The sequence below is a fragment of the Polynucleobacter sp. Latsch14-2 genome, assembly GCF_018881925.1.
Classification (GTDB): domain Bacteria; phylum Pseudomonadota; class Gammaproteobacteria; order Burkholderiales; family Burkholderiaceae; genus Polynucleobacter.
Window position 1 is genome coordinate 1 of the sequence record NZ_JACVPL010000019.1, and the last position, 15,923, is coordinate 15,923.

Genomic DNA, 15,923 nt, shown 5'->3' on the forward strand with positions numbered 1-15,923 from the left:
GGTACCGTCACCACCGGTAGCAATAACTACAGCATCGTTTACACCGGTGCCAACTTTGCCATTACGCCACGTCCAATTACCTTGACTGCTAGCAGCGCTACTAAGATCTATGGTGAAACCGATCCAAATACCTACACTTACACCGTAGAAGCCAATGGCACTAGCCGTGGCTTGGTTGGCTCTGATACCTTCACTGGTTCCTTAACCAGAGCTACTGGTGAGAATGTGGGTAACTATGCCATCGGCCAAGGCACGGTAGCTAATAGCAACTACGCTATTACTTATGTGCCAGCCAACTTTGCGATTACCGCTCGTCCAATCACCATTACTGCTGATGCTGGTCAAACGAAGATCTACGGCAATGCCAATCCAAATACCTACACTTACACCGTAGAAGCCAATGGCACTAGCCGTGGCTTGGTTGGCTCTGATACCTTCACTGGTTCCTTAACCAGAGCTACTGGTGTGAATGTGGGTAACTATGCCATCGGCCAAGGCACGGTAGCTAATAGCAACTACGCTATTACTTATGTGCCAGCCAACTTTGCGATTACGCCTGCAACTCTATCTCTCACTGGTACACGTCAATATGACGGTACCATTGTGATGAATGGTTCTGCCATGAGTGTTGCTGGGGTTAATGGTGAATCATTCAATGTAACCGGATCTGCAAACTTATCTACAAAGAATGTAGTTTTTGCTATCAACAACCCTACTGATCAAACTGCACCGGTTGCTCAAAATCTACTGGATGTTAATGGCTTAACACTCACTCCTGTAGGTAATGCATTGCTTTCTAATTACAACTCTTTGACACCAATCAACACCCAGGTTATTGTGACTAAGCGTTCTGTCACGCTCACTGCGCCATCAATCTCAAAGGTTTATGACGGTGTTTCTTCGTATGACATGACTGCACTGGACCTTGCAGCCATGTCCAATAGGTTAGTTGGTGGTGATACGGTTACTGCTGCTAGTGTTGTGTTTGCAGGTAGCAATGCCAACGTGGGCTCCGGAAAAACGGTTAATCTGCTTTCTGCAACGATCAATGACGGTAATAATGGCTTGAACTACAACAAGTCATTAACATCATCGTCCACAAGTGAGATCACGCCAGCTCAATTAATCGTAACAGCTGTAAATTCTGCTAAGTTTGTAACTCAGTCTGATCCAGTAAATTTTGCTGGTGCTATCTATAACGGCTTTGTTGGTGCTGAGAATGCATCTAATTTAACTGGAGTGCTTTCAGTGACCCGTCCGATAGGTGAAGCTGCCGGTACCTTTATCCTTACTCCAAGTGGCTTCGGGGCGTCTGGCTCGGTGAATGGTAACTATCAAATTAGTTATCGCACTGGAACATTTACGATTGTTCCAGCAAACCAGCTTTTAGTTGAGGTTGCTCCAACAGTAGTTAGCTATGGTGCATCAACAATTCCTTTTAGCGCTTCTGCGCGTTATCTAAGATGCTCACTCGCAGATTGCTCTGCTACTGGCTCTGTAAACACCGTTACTACACAGACGCTAACGATTAATGGAAGCTCAGTGGCTATTAGTGACGGTGTTGATGGCTCAGCAAACTTTACATTAATTCCATTAGCTGCTGCGCAGAGTGGTTCAGGTGCCTATGCAGTAGGTGGTTATAACCTTGGCGCATCTAATATTGCTATTAACGGATCTAACTTCACCTCTATGGTCATAACAGGCGGATTAACGATTGAGCGCTTGGTATTATCCACTAGCCAACTTGGTATTGCTGGTGCACAAAAGGTCTACGATGGTAATGCTGCTATTGCTGGTCTAATTTTGCCAACAAGCGCAACATCGTCTTCTGTGTTGACCAATGACCATGTGGTGATTGGTGGCAGTGGTTATTACGCAGATCAAAACGTGGGCATCAATAAGGCTGTTACGTTAAATATCTCCTTATCAGGCGCAGATGCTAATAACTATCGTCTCTCCAACAGTCAATTTACTGACAGCACCGGCACAATTACCCAGCTTCCATCTGTTACTTACTTAGGTGCGACTGGCGGTAACTGGTCTAACGCCGGAAACTGGGCTGGAGGAGCGATACCGACAAGTACTACACAGGTAATTGGCGGCGTTTCAACATTGGTAAATAACGTAGCTCAAGTAATTATTCCTAGTGGCGTTACCGTCAACTATGACAGTGCGCTTGTAGGACAGGTTGGTAGTGCGATCAGCAATTCAGGAAATATCTTATTTAATGGTTCTAATGCCTTTAATTTCACCAACCAAGTTTCTGGATCTGGCACTATTACTCAGTCTGGCGCTGGTACATTAACCATTAGCGGCGATAACACCAATAGATCTGGAAATACTTTGATATCTAATGGATCCACGCTCATGATTGGTAGTCTGAGTGCTCTTGGCTCTGGCTCGGTAGTTTCCTCAGGTGGATCTTTAGGTGTAACTGGCAACTTAGTGCTAAATAGCCTCACTACAACAGGACCTATTACTTTAGTAACCAATATTCACACGGCTAATAATCAGATATATAACAGCGCAGTAACCTTGGGTGCAGGCGCTAGCGTAGGTGGAGTTATTACTCCCATGCTTCTGAAATCAGATAATGGCAACATTAGTTTCAATGGCCAATTATTAGGTGGAGCATCCTCATTTGCCAATAAACAATCTCTTGATATCGAGGCACTAAACGGCCAGGTTACATTTGGAGATACGGTTGGCAGCTCTGTCATAAACCCTGATGGCAGCCATATTCCTTATAGCAGTGCATATTTCGAAAGCCCTAATATTTACAATCTTAATGTAACTGCCAATACGATTCTCATTAAGGCGAATATCACTACTTTTGGTACTCAAAATTACACGGGAAATGTGCTTATAGGAGATAACGGTAGCAATGGTTCAACTCGCGTCTTGCTATCAGAGGACCCAAGTATCGTTATCGTAGGAACCGTTAACGATATAGTGCCTCCACCAAATGCCCATAATCTAGTCATTGAGGCTATCACTACTGTAGCAAACGAAACACCTATCGTAGATGTCTCATCGGCGATCATTGGTCGTATTGATCCATTAGCAAGCTTGACGATTAAGACGGGATATCAGAACCAAGATACTTCATTGCCTAATCCACCAGCAATTGCTGACACAAGTGTCAGCAGAGGCAGAATCGCTACGGGTGAGGTGACCACTTACGGTAAACAAATCTATACGACTGATACCACTACTAATTCAGGATTGCATCGTGAAATCAATACTCAGAATATCCCTCAGGGAGTTTTGAATGATCGCATGGCTCTTGAGGGGCTTGCTTCTGGGACTTTAATGGCGGCTATTTCAGCAAGCAAAGATCTTGACTTTGCTCTTACAAATAGCAAGGGTCTGTCTGGCGCAGTTTCAGTTACAAGTCCGGATGAAAGCTGCCAGGCAGGGGACGATTCTTGCTTAAAACCCAAGGCCATCAAGCGCTGATGCGGGTTTTTAAGAGGCGTATATTGGTGTTAATCATCCGCAATATTTGGAAGGTCTTATGAGAATTGGTCGTGTAATTGCAATGTTCATTGTCTATTGCTTATCTAATAGTACGATTGCCGCCTCACCGAATTTTGAGTTTGTAGCCACCGTCAATGGAAACGCCATCAGCAGAGGACTTTTTGATTTGAACTTACAAGCAGCCTTAGCGCAGGGCCAAAAAGATACTCCCCAGCTACGCGAAGCTATTAAAAATGAGTTAATTAACCGCCAATTGATTGCGCAAGAGGTGGTTAAGCAAGGTCTTGAACAGGGAGTTGATCTGCAGGATCAAATCACTCAACTGCGCCAGAATCTTTATCTTCAAGTTTTTATTGAGGATTATTTGAAGAAGAATCCGATTACCAATGAGAAGCTTCGCGAAGAATATGACAAGCAAAAACAATACCTTGGTAATGGCTCTGATTTAACCACTCAATATAAGATTAGCCAAATAGCACTTAAATCTGAATCTGAGTCCATCGCTGTAATTGGGAGATTACAAGCGGGCGACTCCTTTGCAAAGGTTGCTAAGGAAGTCTCGCTAGATGCTGCCACCAAATCACAAGGTGGCGTCTTAGGATGGGTGAGTCCTCAGCAATTAGCTCCCTCAATAGCTGATGTCGTCGGGACCTTAGGCAAGGGCAGTTTTAGCAAGACCCCCATTAAGGTTTCTGATGCCTGGGTAATTATTCGGGTAGACGACACACGATCTTCCAAGATTCCTAGTTTTGAGAGCTCTAAAAACCAGTTAAAGCAGGCCATCATTCAACAATATCTCGCCGAAACTTTGAAGCGCCTGCGCGAATCCTCTAAGATTGTTCAATGAAAAAGCTATTTGCCGTCATTATTCTTTGTTTGAACGCCAGTCTCGTTAGTGCAGGGGAAAAGTTCAGTTATCAAAATTGGGTCGCAGAAATGGGCGGTCAAACGAATGAGGCTTACACCATTGCTGATGCAAGCACTTCCTTTGGAACTTTTTGCTCGAATGAGCAATGCCTTTTTTACTTGCATCAAAACCTTAATTGCACGCCTGGCGCCAAATATTCTGTTTTGATGAATAGTCCCAGCATTTCAACAGCCTTAACGATGGAATGTACTCCCATCAATGGGAATGTATTTCGGATACTAACTCCATATAATGCCGTGCTGCAGGCGACACAAGCGGGAGAAAGTATCGGTTTTGCAGTTGCCCTTCAATCGGGCGCTTTTGCAGTGACGCGCTTTAGCTTGTTGGGGGCTAAGCCCGCTATTGATCGAGTCCTAACTGAGGCTGCCAATAGTAAACAGAGGGAGCAAAAACCGCCTCAAATCATCATTGTGCCGCCTCTGCAAATTGTCCCTAGAGTCACGCCGAATCAACCTCCGGGTACGCCGCAAAACGCTATTCCAAAGTCGAACTCAAAAGATATTTCGATTTAATCATGGAATGTAAATTGAAATGACTATTAAACAATTTAACGGAAGCTACTTTCCGAATGAGGACCGAATCTTGTTTCGGTTTAATACTCAAAGTCAGGAAGAGTATCGCTTCTGGCTTACGCGCAGAACCACTCTATTTATTCTCGCAGCGACATCCCATTTACTGGCTAAACAATTAGAGCAAACCCATTCACCAGGTGCCGCAAAAGCACTCACTGAGTTTGAAAAAGAAGCTATTTTAGAATCCGCAAAGCAAGAAAATATGGCGACATCACCTTATGAAGCGGGACTCAATTTTCCGCTTGGATTTGATCCTATCTTGGTACTGGATGTAACCTGTGCTCTCACTCAGAAGGGCGAAAAATTAGGTCATCTAGCAGATGTGAAGGATGGGCAAATTGACGACAATTTATCTATCGACTTCACTCTTCCAGGAGGCGCTAATATCAACCTCAAACTAGCAGGAAATATACTGCAAACAATGTGTGTTTTGCTCGATCAGCTACGCCAACAAGCGGGTTGGGGTGAAGCTGTATTGCAAGCCACGAACCCAAGCTCTGATAATCAGTCTTTAGAAGTTCAAACCACCAAAAATACCTCTATTCATTAATGGAGGTATTGAGGTTTTAAAACGGTAGCTTTGCCTCTGGCTTAGCGGCCAACAAGACCGCCTTAAATTCTGCTTGAATTCTAGCAATAGCCTGTTCACTATCTGCCTCAAAGCGCATCACTACAACCGGTGTGGTATTTGATGGTCTAGCCAAGCCAAATCCATCGGCATATTCCACACGTACTCCATCAATCGTATTGATGGACTCAGAAGTAGGGAACTTGGCATTTGCTTTAATGGTTTCAAGTAAAGCGAATGGCTCACCTTCAGCACAAGCCAGTTGCAATTCAGGCGTGCAAATAGCATTAGGTAAGTCATTAAGCGTTTGATTTGGATCTTTCTCTTTGGAGAGGATCTCTAATAAACGTGCACCGGTGTAAAGACCATCATCAAAACCAAACCAACGGTCTTTGAAGAAGATGTGACCAGACATCTCGCCTGCTAATGGTGCGCCAGTCTCTTTAAGCTTGGCTTTCACTAAAGAGTGACCCGTTTTCCACATCAAAGGCTCACCACCATGTTTTTTCACATAAGTGGCTAGATTACGCGTGCATTTGACGTCATAAATAATCTGGCCGCCAGGATTGCGTGAGAGTACGTCCTTGGCAAACAGCATCATTTGACGGTCTGGGAAGATCACCTGACCATCTTTAGTCACAACACCCAAACGATCAGCGTCACCATCAAAAGCGAGGCCTAATTCATTATCGGTAGTTTGTAAGTTCTTAATGAGATCTTGCAAGTTCTCAATGTGGGCTGGATCTGGATGATGGTTCGGAAAATGACCATCTACTTCACAAAAGAGTTCTTGAACTTCACAACCTAAAGCTCTGAAGAGCTTGCCAGCGAATGCGCCGCCAACACCATTGCCGCAATCCACCACAATCTTCATAGGACGAGCCAACTTAACGTCGCTCACAATGCGCTCTAGGTACATTGGGAAAATATCAAAGGTGCTTCTAGTGCCTTGGCCGGTAGCAAATTGCTTGGATTCAATACGCTTACGCAGAGTCTGAATTTGATCGCCATAGATTGCTGCGCCGCCCAGAACCATCTTAAAACCGTTGTAGTTGGGTGGATTATGGCTGCCGGTAATCATGATGCCGGACTTTAGTTTCTTGCCATTAAGCACCTGGTTGGCGCCAAAGTACACCATTGGTGTAGCTACCATTCCCAGATCAATCACATTGATACTGGTAGAAAGTAAGCCTTCAGTCAAAGCTTCAATCAAACTAGGGCCTGATAAGCGACCGTCACGTCCGATCACAATTTCGGTTTCACCAAGTTCACGCATCTCTGTGCCAAATGCTTGACCAATGAGTTTGGCGATCGATGGATCTACAGTCTCATCAATAATGCCGCGGATGTCATACGCCTTGAAAATAGATGGAGAGAGTTGCATGAGTGTTCTTTCGGTGTCTGGACTAATGCTAGATCAATAGCTATTAATAAGCTATTGATTGAATAAGTTTATGCGAGCAGCTGTCACTTCATCAATGCCGGCTTCAGCTTGAATGGTGACACCATTCTTTAGGGCAGCCTCAATTGGCTTAGCTAGTACTTTGCCAAGCTCTACACCTGGCTGATCAAAGCTATTGATATTCCATAAGGCACCCAATGCAGCAGTACGATTCTCATAAAGTGCCAAGAGTGCGCCTAAGTAGAAGGCATTGAGCTTAGGCAGAATCAGTAGGTTACTAGGGCGTTTGCCTGGGTAGGTATTGTTTGGGTTATCAGTTTTCTTGCCATTGGCCAAGGCTTGGGCTTGCGCCAAGCAGTTTGACAGCAGAATGCGGTGATGCGCCTTTGCCTCAGGCAAATTACTCATCGGCTCACGCACTGCGATGAAATCAATTGGGATGACTTCAGTGCCTTGGTGCAATAGCTGAAAATATGAGTGTTGTGCATTGCTGCCGGAGCTACCAAAAACTACTGGGCAGGAAAATTTAACGGGCCGACCATTGCGATCGACGCTCTTGCCATTACTTTCCATATCCAGCTGTTGCAACCACTTTGGAAACCAATCCAAAGCATCCGCATAAGGAATCACGGCATACGATTTAACGTTGTGTTTCTCTTGCTGGTAAAGCAGGCTTAGCGCCATGATTGCTGGAATATTGCCTTCAAGAGGAGCAGACTTAAAGTGCTGATCCATTGCTTGAGCGCCAGCTAAGAACTGCTTAAAAGTCTCAAAGCCGTATTGCAGGGCAATTGGTAATCCTACGGCAGACCATACAGAGTAACGACCGCCAACCCAATCCCAGAAAGGATAGATATGATCTTGCTCAATGCCAAATTCTTTGGCAGCAGGAATGTTTGCTGTTACTGCAAAGAGTGATTTACTGACTTGACTATCGGTGAGGCCATTATTTTTAAGCCACTTCACCACGGCGTTTGCATTCATATTGGTCTCAAGCGTTGTGAACGACTTGGAGACAATGATGACCTTGGTGCTATGAGGCAAAGCGCGTTGCAAAATGCGGTTTAAATCTGCGGTATCGATATTGGCCAAGAAATGCATGCGCATGCCGCGGCTTTCAATATCGGGAACATGGGCTAATGCTTCAATGGCAAGACGTGGACCAAAGTCAGAGCCGCCAATACCAATGTGAATAACATCGGTAACGCCTACCCACTTATTGCAGAGAGCCTCAATGCGATGCCAAACTTGTGCGACGTCTGGCATAACATCTTTGCCATTTACTAAAACAGGCGACTTATCCAGGTTGCGCAGAGCGGAATGAAGCGCAGGGCGGTTTTCAGAGTTATTCACTGGCTTACCAGCAAACAGGTCGGCAATAAACTGCTCTAAATGAGCGTCTTTAGCCTGTTTAAAGAGAGATTTCCAGCTGGCAGCATCAATGCCTTGATAAGCGCTATCTAAAACGATATCTTGGGCGCTAAATAGGGTTTTCAGATGCTCTTCAGCTGGTTTAGAGGACATTGATAGATTTTATCAAGAAGTGTCCCAAAACCCACTAAAACACTGAAAATGTTACGATTTCAGGATGCAGAGAACAATCATTCAAGGCTTGGGCAGATAAATGGATCAGGTCGACTGTGTCGTCATCGGTGCTGGGGTCGTCGGCCTAGCTGTTGCGAGAGAAATGGCCTTGCAGGGCCGTGAAACGATTTTGCTTGAACGGGAAAGTGCTTTTGGCACGATAAGCAGTGCCCGTAATAGTGAAGTGATTCATGCTGGCATTTATTACCCCAAGGACTCACTCAAGGCCAAGCTCTGTGTAGAGGGTAATCGCATGCTCTATGAGTATTGCCGCACTCACCATGTTGCTACTCAGCCTTATGGAAAATTGATCGTTGCCAGCGACGAATCTCAGTTAGATGATCTCCAGGCCATTCTTTACAGGGCGCAGCAAAACCAAGTTCCAGAAATCAAAATGATTACTGGCGAGCAAGCCAAGGCAATGGAACCCGAGCTACATTGTGCGGCAGCGGTTCTCTCGGCCTCTACCGGTATCGTTGATAGCCATGGCTTCATGCTGTCCTTGCTTGGCGGATTTGAGGATGCAGGCGGCATGATTGCCTATCAATCGCCACTCATCAGTGCAAAACCCATTGGTGATAATGCGAAGGACGGATTTGAACTAGAAATCGGTGGCGCAGATGGTATGAAGATTCAAACCAAGCTGCTGATTAATTGCGCTGGTATGAGTGCACCAGCCATTGCGAGAAAGATAGAAGGACTCTCACAGGAACATATCCCCAAAGCGTATTTTGCTAAAGGTAATTACTTTTCTCTTTCTGGAAAATCACCGTTCAAGCATTTGATTTATCCCATTCCAGAGCCTGGTGGTCTGGGCGTGCATCTCACTTTGGATATGGGTGGGCAGGCCAAGTTTGGGCCCGACGTCGAATGGCTTGAAATCGATGAAGAAAGCCAAATTGATTACACCGTAAATCCAAAGCGGGGCGATGGCTTCTATGAGGCCGTAAGACGCTATTGGCCAGGCCTTAAGGACAATGCATTGCAACCTGATTACTCTGGGGTGAGGGCAAAGATAGTCCCGCCAAACGCACCTGCAGGGGATTTTTGCTTCAATACGCCCAAGAACCATGGCCTGGAAGGACTCTTCAATCTATATGGCTTTGAGTCCCCAGGATTAACCTCCAGCCTAGCTATTGCCAAGCATTTAGAAGGTTTAATTAAGAGGTCTTAATCTGCTTGGGCTCGATATTCGAATGGGTTCAGTAAATTAATTTTAAATCGTTTGAAGTCTTTTATATTTCTACTGACCACGACGAGTTTCTGATCAATAGCTGTCGCTGCGATCATGGCATCTTCCCAAACGGTATTACTTTCTTTATGCATGAGCTTTGCCCACAATCTAAAGGTTGATCCCGTCATCGGTAAGACATGATGTGCATTTGAAACTTGTTGCAACCAACTTTCCAAAGACTCTGCTTTATTTTTATCTTGCTCACGAGTCAACTCAATGCCTGCTTGAATTTCACCGATCGAGACCGCGGAAATATAAAGATCATTATCTGAAATGTTGTCATACCACTCTAATACTGCTCCATGCGGTTTTGGTTTACGTAGTTCTGAAATAATATTGGTGTCTAGTAAGTACATGAGCAGTCTTACAGTTTGATTGATTTTCGAAATGCACCTTGGCCACGCTTTGGCAGCACTAGGTCACCCTTGGCTTGCTCTGAAAGCAAAAGCGATTTAAGAGAAGGTTTGGCTAACTTTTTCAATGTATTCCACTCCTGGATGGTGATTAATACTGCTGCTTCATGCCCCCGCTTAGTAACTACTTGAGGACCTTCTTCAAGGCAGGCGTTTAGTAACTCGCTAAATTTTGCTTTGGCATCTTGAACTGCCCAGTGCTTATTCATCACCCATGCTCCTGACTAGTTATCTGACTAGTTTATCAGAGAAAAGTGTATATCGGTTGGTGCATATAGTGTATTTAAGCCAATGGAAGCGATCTTTAGAAGGGGCCTTATTGCATTTTTAAGTAGGGGCTCACCGAATTCCTTATAATCTAGGACTCAATTCGCAAAGGAAGAGTGGCAGAGCGGTTGAATGCACCAGTCTTGAAAACTGGCGAGGATGAAAGTCCTCCGTGAGTTCGAATCTCACCTCTTCCGCCAAGTCAATAGGTATCACAAGGGTTTGTAGAGATACAACACCCTTGTTACCAAAATCGTTACCAAGAAATCCCCTTAATAGGGATTAATCCTTTAACTTTTGTAAAAACCCTTCTCGGGAATCACATGCCTGATTCCGCCCCTAGGATTATCTACATCACCCTTGCGCCTTGGAATTAGATGTACATGGCAATGGAAGATGGTTTGCCCAGCAGCTTCTCCACAATTCATTCCAATGTTGTAGCCATCAATAGAGCTATCTGCATTATCCAAAAACTCTTTCTGGGATTCAATTAACTGATTAATGGCATTAATTTCAGCCTGAGTAAGCCCAAAGTAGTCTTTGATATGTCTTTTGGGGATAAATAGGGTATGGTGCTTAGTTACTTCAAACCCGTCCCTAATTGCATAGGCTAGGGTGTTCTCATCTTCAACCCTTTCCCTATCGTCTGTCTGGATCTGGCAAAAAAGACAGTCTTTTTCTCGATGCTCATACTGAGCATTGATATTCCTAAAGTCGGTATCGTCCTTATTATTCTTTTGGGCATTGCAGGTAAAGCATAGGGCTTGGTAATTGGCTATGTCGTCTTTGCCACCCAAACTCTTTGGGGTAATGTGATCGACCTCTAAATTCTTTTCTTCGTTAGAGATGCCACATAGCTCACAGCGACCTTTGGCTCGTTTAAGCACCTCATATCGGATAGTCCCTGATACAGGTCTTCTGCCTCGTCTACGATGCTGCCATTGCGCTCCTTGTCGTTTTAATTCATATTCATTTATCTTAGATTCACATAGGGTAATTAATTCTGTGATCTCTTGTTGAGATAGGGACTGAACCCCTTGAAGTAAGTAATGCTCTTTATCTTTAGTGGTAATTTTTCGCTTATTGGTAAGAACATCACCTACCATTCGCTTGACTATCTGAGAGTAATACTCAATTTGGGAAGGATCTTTATTTAGAATAGCTTGTGCAATTTGGGTGACCGATGCCTTCCCTTGATTATTTAAAAGCTCTATCAGCATGACGGGCTGATATATATGCGACATAGACATGTCTTGCGTTATAAACTTTTTAAGCTCGGAAAAGTTCACTATTCAACCTTGTTTAAAAATTCTTCTAGCTCAACCCATTGATTCATTGAAAGCACTCCAATTTAGGACTGTGTTGATCTTAATAATAACCAATGCTGGTTCGATGAGCCAAGGTTATTTATGAAATTAGCCCATGAAGAGTGCGATGCTCTTTAAGATACCTTCGATGTTCAGCTTTAATAAATCGTAGCTTTGTAAATTCACATAGCCCAAGTGAATTGATCTGAGCTTTTGTAAGTTGCGGTGATTTTATTAAAGCCCCATCATCCCCAAAGCTAATTAGCCCTGTATCAAATAATGCATCTACATGAGCCGCTAGTAGTAGTCCATTGTATTTATCAAGCCTTTCTTGATTTGTGGACAGCTTCCATGGCTTTGCGTGTGATGCAATCAAAACTTCGGGAATATCGCAGCCAGTCAATGCACATTTGCCGCCCCACAGTTCTAGCATGTTCTTTCGATACAAACCCTGCCCAATGCGTGACTGAATGATTGCTGCTTGCTCTGTAGGCTTTAATACCGATCCATCGGGCTGTTTTATGAACTCGAATTCAGTTTGCTCGACTTCGCTACTTTGGAATACAACATCAGACCAATGACTACGCAATGCCTGAATAAGTGGCTCTCTTAACTTCCATTGGAACTCTCCAAACTCATCTCGGCTTCCACCGACTATCGCTAAAGCCTGCGTCTGATTCGGTAATTTATCAACCTTAAAATAGTTAGCAAATAACCCTCCAAGCCGACCATATTGAAGATTTCCTACTCTATAGTTTTTATACCCGCCAAGTTCAGCCAGCTTTCTCATGGATAAACAATGGCTGGGAGCATTTGCATGACCGACTAGCATCTCAATTTGATGCTCGGTCATATTGGGTTCAATAGCTTGCAAAGCCCTTAAAAAATCGTTCTCAGTCAATAAATCAATATGGGCTAAATTTTTAGGGGGCTTATTTGATGATTTATTTTTTTTATCATGGTTTGACTTAACAAAAGTCGCAAAGTTTCGAGGTAATAAACATAAGGCATATGGTCTTTGAAAGTGCGGACTAAAGTATTCGCCTTCTCTCCCCTTGCTTCTGAGTTTTAATCGACTTAAAGGATATGGTTTCTCTAATCTAGTTAAGCCAGTAAAAAATACTTTGGTTTTCCCTTTTCTGGAGTTGCTGGGGTCATATGTAATCTTGATTTTTTTTATAAGAGCAAACCACTCTATGCTGCCAGTTTCTTGAATTCTGTTTGCATCTCCAAATAGCAGAATCATTTCTTGGTTTTGCTCTAAAGCATCAAAGTCTTTTTTAGCGCTTGTCCATGGCTTTCCCTCCAGTATGGAGCTTTCACCATTATTGGATTCAGCCTTTTGTCGATCCCTCTCGTTAATAAGAGTAAAAATTGAATTTTCAGAAAAATGAGATATGAATTGATCTTGCATATTAGCCTAATCGACAATTAATTCGTACTATAGTGCGAAGACTTATATTAGCCCAAACCGAACAATTCCCCCTTACTTGGGGAAAAAATGGAAGCATCAGGTGCGTTTGGAGTAGCAATAAGAAAACTCAGAATTTCCAAGGGGTTAACCCAAGAGGAGTTAGGGTTCGAATCGGAGCTAACTAGGGCTTACATAAGCTCAATTGAGCTAGATCAAAAACTTCCTTCAATTACTACAATCGCTAAACTTGCCAAGGCTTTTGATTTAAGCCTGTCAGAACTCATGAAACTAGTTGAGGTCGAGCTAAATAGATAGATTTATCAAAGATCCTCAATATTCTGTCCATCCAGACAATGAATGATCTTGCATCCATTCGCATCGGTAATAAAGGGGTCGTGGGGCAATCCTTGAAATCTTCTGGACTGAAGTTCAATGGACCCTGTAAATAAATTTGTGTAAGTTCCTGCGGCCAATTAACCTGCATAGAAGGATAGCCACATGGAACACAACACAATGGATCGTAGTAAATTACAAGCCTTAGCCAACGAACTAGCCAAGGACCTCAAGACTCCAGAAGATTTAAATATCCTTTCACAGGAGTTGGTTAAGCTCACGGTAGAAGCAGCTTTAAATGCGGAGTTGACCCATCATCTGGGATATGAGAAGCATCGCAATCGGCCTAGTAGCAATGCGCGTAATGGCATTACTAGCAAACGCCTTAAAGGCTCCCATGGCGAGGTGGTTATTGACACCCCCAGAGATCGAGATGGCAGCTTTGAGCCGCAACTGCTTGCTAAGCACCAAACCCGCTTAACCAGCATGGATAGCCAGATTTTGACGCTCTACGCCAAAGGCTTATCCACCAGAGAGATCGTGGGTGCTTTTAAGGAGATGTACGATGCCGATGTTTCGGCTGCACTCATCTCTCAGGTGACTGATAGCGTCATTGAGCAAATCACTGACTGGCAGGCTAGACCACTCAATGCCATCTATCCCATTGTGTATTTGGACTGCATTGTGGTCAAAATCCGCGAGAACATGCAGGTCATCAATAAATCGATTTACCTTGCCTTAGGGGTTGATATGGACGGACATAAGGAGCTATTAGGCCTATGGATCTCCGAGAACGAGGGGGCCAAGTTCTGGCTATCTGTACTGACAGAGCTCAAGAGTCGTGGTGTGCAAGATATTCTGATTGCCTGCATTGATGGGCTCAAAGGCTTTCCACAGGCCATTGCCAGCGAGTTTCCACAAGCTCGAATTCAGCTATGTATTGTGCACATGGTGCGCAACAGCCTGAAGTACGTTTCTTGGAAAGATTACAAGGCGGTCACCGCTGATCTCAAACGTATTTATCAGGCCAGCACCGAAGCGCTGGCTCAAAAAGCGCTAGAAGAGTTTGGCACCACCTGGAACAGCCAATATCCGCAGATCGCTAAATCCTGGACTAGTCACTGGGAGAACCTACGAACCTTATTTGACTATCCCCCAGAGATCCGCAAAGCCATTTACACCACCAATGCCATTGAGTCTTTGAATAGTGTTATTCGGTCAGCCACCAAGCGCAGAAAGTTATTTCCTAGCGATGCAGCAGCTACTAAAGTAATCTACTTGGCAATCTTGCAAGCTTCTAAGAAGTGGACCATGCCCATCCAGAACTGGAGGGCAGCACTCAATCGTTTTGATATAGAATTTAGAGAACGCATCGCTGTTCACCAATAACCCCGTAGTGAACTTACACAGAAATATTTACAGGGTCGTTCAATGTCGTTTCTTAAAATCACTATGACTTGTTTTGGAATTATTTCCTTTTCAAGCTTTTCGATGCGATTTTTTAGATTATTCATATAGATGGAAAAGTCTTTCTATAGAGCCTTTTCTAAATGCTCTATTCGGCTCTCTAAGACTGTCAATTCATGTGCCTTGAGTATCTGGGTCAGAATGTATGAAAGTTTCGTGGCATCGCTTATAGGAAGTTTATTAAGCCTTGCTTCCCTATAGACTTTTGCCATCTCTCGTCTGACATCCTCGCTGGTAGCTAAATTGATTCTAGGGGTAGGGGAATCATGAACCTCAATTGGCTCAAAGACTTCCAAAGAATTTTCTGTGCTAATTTTCAAAGGCTTATCTTTCCTAGAATCAGTTATGGGATGGTATATCTACAAAGGAGTGCATATTTGCTACATGGGTCAATAAATTATCCAAAGAATGCTTTATTAAATTAACCATATGAATTGATTGAGGATTTATCTAATTTTTATAAATTTCATAAGTGTGGATATTGCACCTTGAATAATGCTCAATGTGCTAATTCAACACTTAGTTTTCGTGATCTAGGTGTTATTTCTTCACTTATTAGATGCTGATTTAGCACCTTAACTTTTTTCTTTGGCTTCTCTATTTTTCTAATTTCAGCCTGAGCTTCTGACTTTGTTTTAAATTTTAGGTATAGATGATCTGCTTTTCGTGCTGATAATCTCCATTTAGGTTGCTCATACATATCTTGATCCGTAAATCGGTAAAGGTTAGGTGACTTCCCTCCATTACAAATTCCACCCTGATGAGTGATTTCAATGAAGCCTAATACTATTAATTCATTTCTTGCCCTCATTACAGTATGTCTGGATTGTAGTATCCCCTTAGATTCGTACATTTAAGAAGTTGAGTTTTCTGTTGTTTATGGCAGTATTTACAACAGGAGAATCAATATGAAGAAGTCACGATTTACAGAGACCCAAATCGTCGGGATTTTGA

Annotated in this window: 14 protein-coding genes and 1 tRNA gene; 8 read left to right on the plus strand and 7 right to left on the minus strand. The window is 43.5% G+C overall.

Features of this window, described 5'->3' with window-relative positions; translation table 11 throughout:
* From ICN46_RS11060 to ICN46_RS11075, 4 genes are all read left to right on the plus strand, one after another.
* A partial coding sequence (locus tag ICN46_RS11060; RefSeq protein ID WP_216208722.1) for a beta strand repeat-containing protein occupies positions 1-3,459 on the plus strand: 3,459 nt, incomplete at its 5' end.
* A gap of 58 nt (positions 3,460-3,517) precedes the next feature.
* Positions 3,518-4,327: a peptidylprolyl isomerase gene (locus ICN46_RS11065; protein WP_215309921.1), complete on the plus strand. Its 810-nt coding sequence runs from the start codon at positions 3,518-3,520 to the stop codon at positions 4,325-4,327.
* Complete coding sequence (locus ICN46_RS11070; protein ID WP_216208726.1) at positions 4,324-4,920, plus strand: hypothetical protein; 597 nt, start codon at positions 4,324-4,326, stop codon at positions 4,918-4,920. The genes ICN46_RS11065 and ICN46_RS11070 overlap by 4 nt, the downstream gene beginning before the upstream one ends.
* Positions 4,921-4,939: 19 nt before the next feature.
* Entirely contained in the window at positions 4,940-5,530 is a 591-nt protein-coding gene (locus ICN46_RS11075) for a hypothetical protein (protein ID WP_216208729.1), read from the plus strand.
* Between the two features lie 16 nt (positions 5,531-5,546).
* Here the strand turns inward: ICN46_RS11075 and ICN46_RS11080 are convergent, their stop codons facing one another.
* The gene (locus tag ICN46_RS11080) at positions 5,547-6,932 is read right to left on the minus strand and encodes a phosphomannomutase/phosphoglucomutase (protein WP_216208732.1); all 1,386 of its coding nucleotides are present in this window, start codon (positions 6,930-6,932) and stop codon (positions 5,547-5,549) included.
* A 51-nt stretch (positions 6,933-6,983) separates the two neighbouring features.
* Positions 6,984-8,474: a glucose-6-phosphate isomerase gene (gene pgi, locus ICN46_RS11085; protein ID WP_216208735.1), complete on the minus strand. Its 1,491-nt coding sequence runs from the start codon at positions 8,472-8,474 to the stop codon at positions 6,984-6,986.
* Between the two features lie 100 nt (positions 8,475-8,574).
* On the opposite strand from pgi, the gene ICN46_RS11090 reads away from it, so the two are divergent.
* Positions 8,575-9,708, plus strand: coding sequence for an NAD(P)/FAD-dependent oxidoreductase (locus tag ICN46_RS11090; RefSeq protein WP_216208738.1), 1,134 nt, complete (start codon positions 8,575-8,577; stop codon positions 9,706-9,708).
* Here ICN46_RS11090 and ICN46_RS11095 read toward each other — a convergent pair.
* Both ICN46_RS11095 and ICN46_RS11100 read right to left on the minus strand, forming a co-directional pair.
* Positions 9,705-10,124 carry a type II toxin-antitoxin system VapC family toxin gene (locus ICN46_RS11095; RefSeq protein WP_216208741.1) on the minus strand — a complete coding sequence of 140 codons (420 nt, stop codon included), beginning with the start codon at positions 10,122-10,124 and terminating at the stop codon, positions 9,705-9,707. The two genes, ICN46_RS11090 and ICN46_RS11095, sit on opposite strands and share 4 nt — an antisense overlap.
* Before the next feature lie 8 nt (positions 10,125-10,132).
* The gene (locus ICN46_RS11100) at positions 10,133-10,390 is read right to left on the minus strand and encodes a type II toxin-antitoxin system Phd/YefM family antitoxin (RefSeq protein WP_072582527.1); all 258 of its coding nucleotides are present in this window, start codon (positions 10,388-10,390) and stop codon (positions 10,133-10,135) included.
* Between the two features lie 168 nt (positions 10,391-10,558).
* Between ICN46_RS11100 and ICN46_RS11105 the strand changes: the two genes are divergently transcribed.
* A tRNA-Ser gene (locus tag ICN46_RS11105) sits at positions 10,559-10,648 on the plus strand.
* Between the two features lie 90 nt (positions 10,649-10,738).
* Here the strand turns inward: ICN46_RS11105 and ICN46_RS11110 are convergent.
* Positions 10,739-11,698 (minus strand): HIT family protein, encoded by a 960-nt coding sequence (locus ICN46_RS11110; protein WP_216208743.1) that lies wholly within the window; start codon positions 11,696-11,698, stop codon positions 10,739-10,741.
* A 157-nt stretch (positions 11,699-11,855) separates the two neighbouring features.
* Entirely contained in the window at positions 11,856-13,169 is a 1,314-nt protein-coding gene (locus tag ICN46_RS11115) for an HNH endonuclease (protein ID WP_216208746.1), read from the minus strand.
* Positions 13,170-13,256: 87 nt separating this feature from the next.
* On the opposite strand from ICN46_RS11115, the gene ICN46_RS12165 reads away from it, so the two are divergent.
* A complete protein-coding gene (locus tag ICN46_RS12165) occupies positions 13,257-13,484 on the plus strand; it encodes a helix-turn-helix domain-containing protein (RefSeq protein WP_216208749.1) in 228 nt (75 codons plus the stop codon).
* Positions 13,485-13,682: 198 nt separating this feature from the next.
* Positions 13,683-14,891 (plus strand): IS256 family transposase, encoded by a 1,209-nt coding sequence (locus ICN46_RS11125; RefSeq protein WP_216208757.1) that lies wholly within the window; start codon positions 13,683-13,685, stop codon positions 14,889-14,891.
* Positions 14,892-15,468: 577 nt separating this feature from the next.
* Here ICN46_RS11125 and ICN46_RS11130 read toward each other — a convergent pair.
* The gene (locus ICN46_RS11130) at positions 15,469-15,822 is read right to left on the minus strand and encodes a hypothetical protein (RefSeq protein WP_216208752.1); all 354 of its coding nucleotides are present in this window, start codon (positions 15,820-15,822) and stop codon (positions 15,469-15,471) included.
* Between the last annotated feature and the right edge of the window lie 101 nt (positions 15,823-15,923).

What these genes read in the sequence shown, in the direction of transcription:
- ICN46_RS11065 (WP_215309921.1), top strand. Translation starts at nt 3,518, where the DNA reads ATGAGAATTGGTCGTGTAATTGCAATGTTCATTGTCTATTGCTTATCT.
- ICN46_RS11070 (WP_216208726.1), top strand. Translation starts at nt 4,324, where the DNA reads ATGAAAAAGCTATTTGCCGTCATTATTCTTTGTTTGAACGCCAGTCTC.
- ICN46_RS11075 (WP_216208729.1), top strand. Translation starts at nt 4,940, where the DNA reads ATGACTATTAAACAATTTAACGGAAGCTACTTTCCGAATGAGGACCGA.
- ICN46_RS11080 (WP_216208732.1), bottom strand. Translation starts at nt 6,932, where the DNA reads ATGCAACTCTCTCCATCTATTTTCAAGGCGTATGACATCCGCGGCATT.
- pgi (WP_216208735.1), bottom strand. Translation starts at nt 8,474, where the DNA reads ATGTCCTCTAAACCAGCTGAAGAGCATCTGAAAACCCTATTTAGCGCC.
- ICN46_RS11090 (WP_216208738.1), top strand. Translation starts at nt 8,575, where the DNA reads ATGGATCAGGTCGACTGTGTCGTCATCGGTGCTGGGGTCGTCGGCCTA.
- ICN46_RS11095 (WP_216208741.1), bottom strand. Translation starts at nt 10,124, where the DNA reads ATGTACTTACTAGACACCAATATTATTTCAGAACTACGTAAACCAAAA.
- ICN46_RS11100 (WP_072582527.1), bottom strand. Translation starts at nt 10,390, where the DNA reads ATGAATAAGCACTGGGCAGTTCAAGATGCCAAAGCAAAATTTAGCGAG.
- ICN46_RS11110 (WP_216208743.1), bottom strand. Translation starts at nt 11,698, where the DNA reads ATGTCTATGTCGCATATATATCAGCCCGTCATGCTGATAGAGCTTTTA.
- ICN46_RS11115 (WP_216208746.1), bottom strand. Translation starts at nt 13,169, where the DNA reads ATGCAAGATCAATTCATATCTCATTTTTCTGAAAATTCAATTTTTACT.
- ICN46_RS12165 (WP_216208749.1), top strand. Translation starts at nt 13,257, where the DNA reads ATGGAAGCATCAGGTGCGTTTGGAGTAGCAATAAGAAAACTCAGAATT.
- ICN46_RS11125 (WP_216208757.1), top strand. Translation starts at nt 13,683, where the DNA reads ATGGATCGTAGTAAATTACAAGCCTTAGCCAACGAACTAGCCAAGGAC.
- ICN46_RS11130 (WP_216208752.1), bottom strand. Translation starts at nt 15,822, where the DNA reads ATGTACGAATCTAAGGGGATACTACAATCCAGACATACTGTAATGAGG.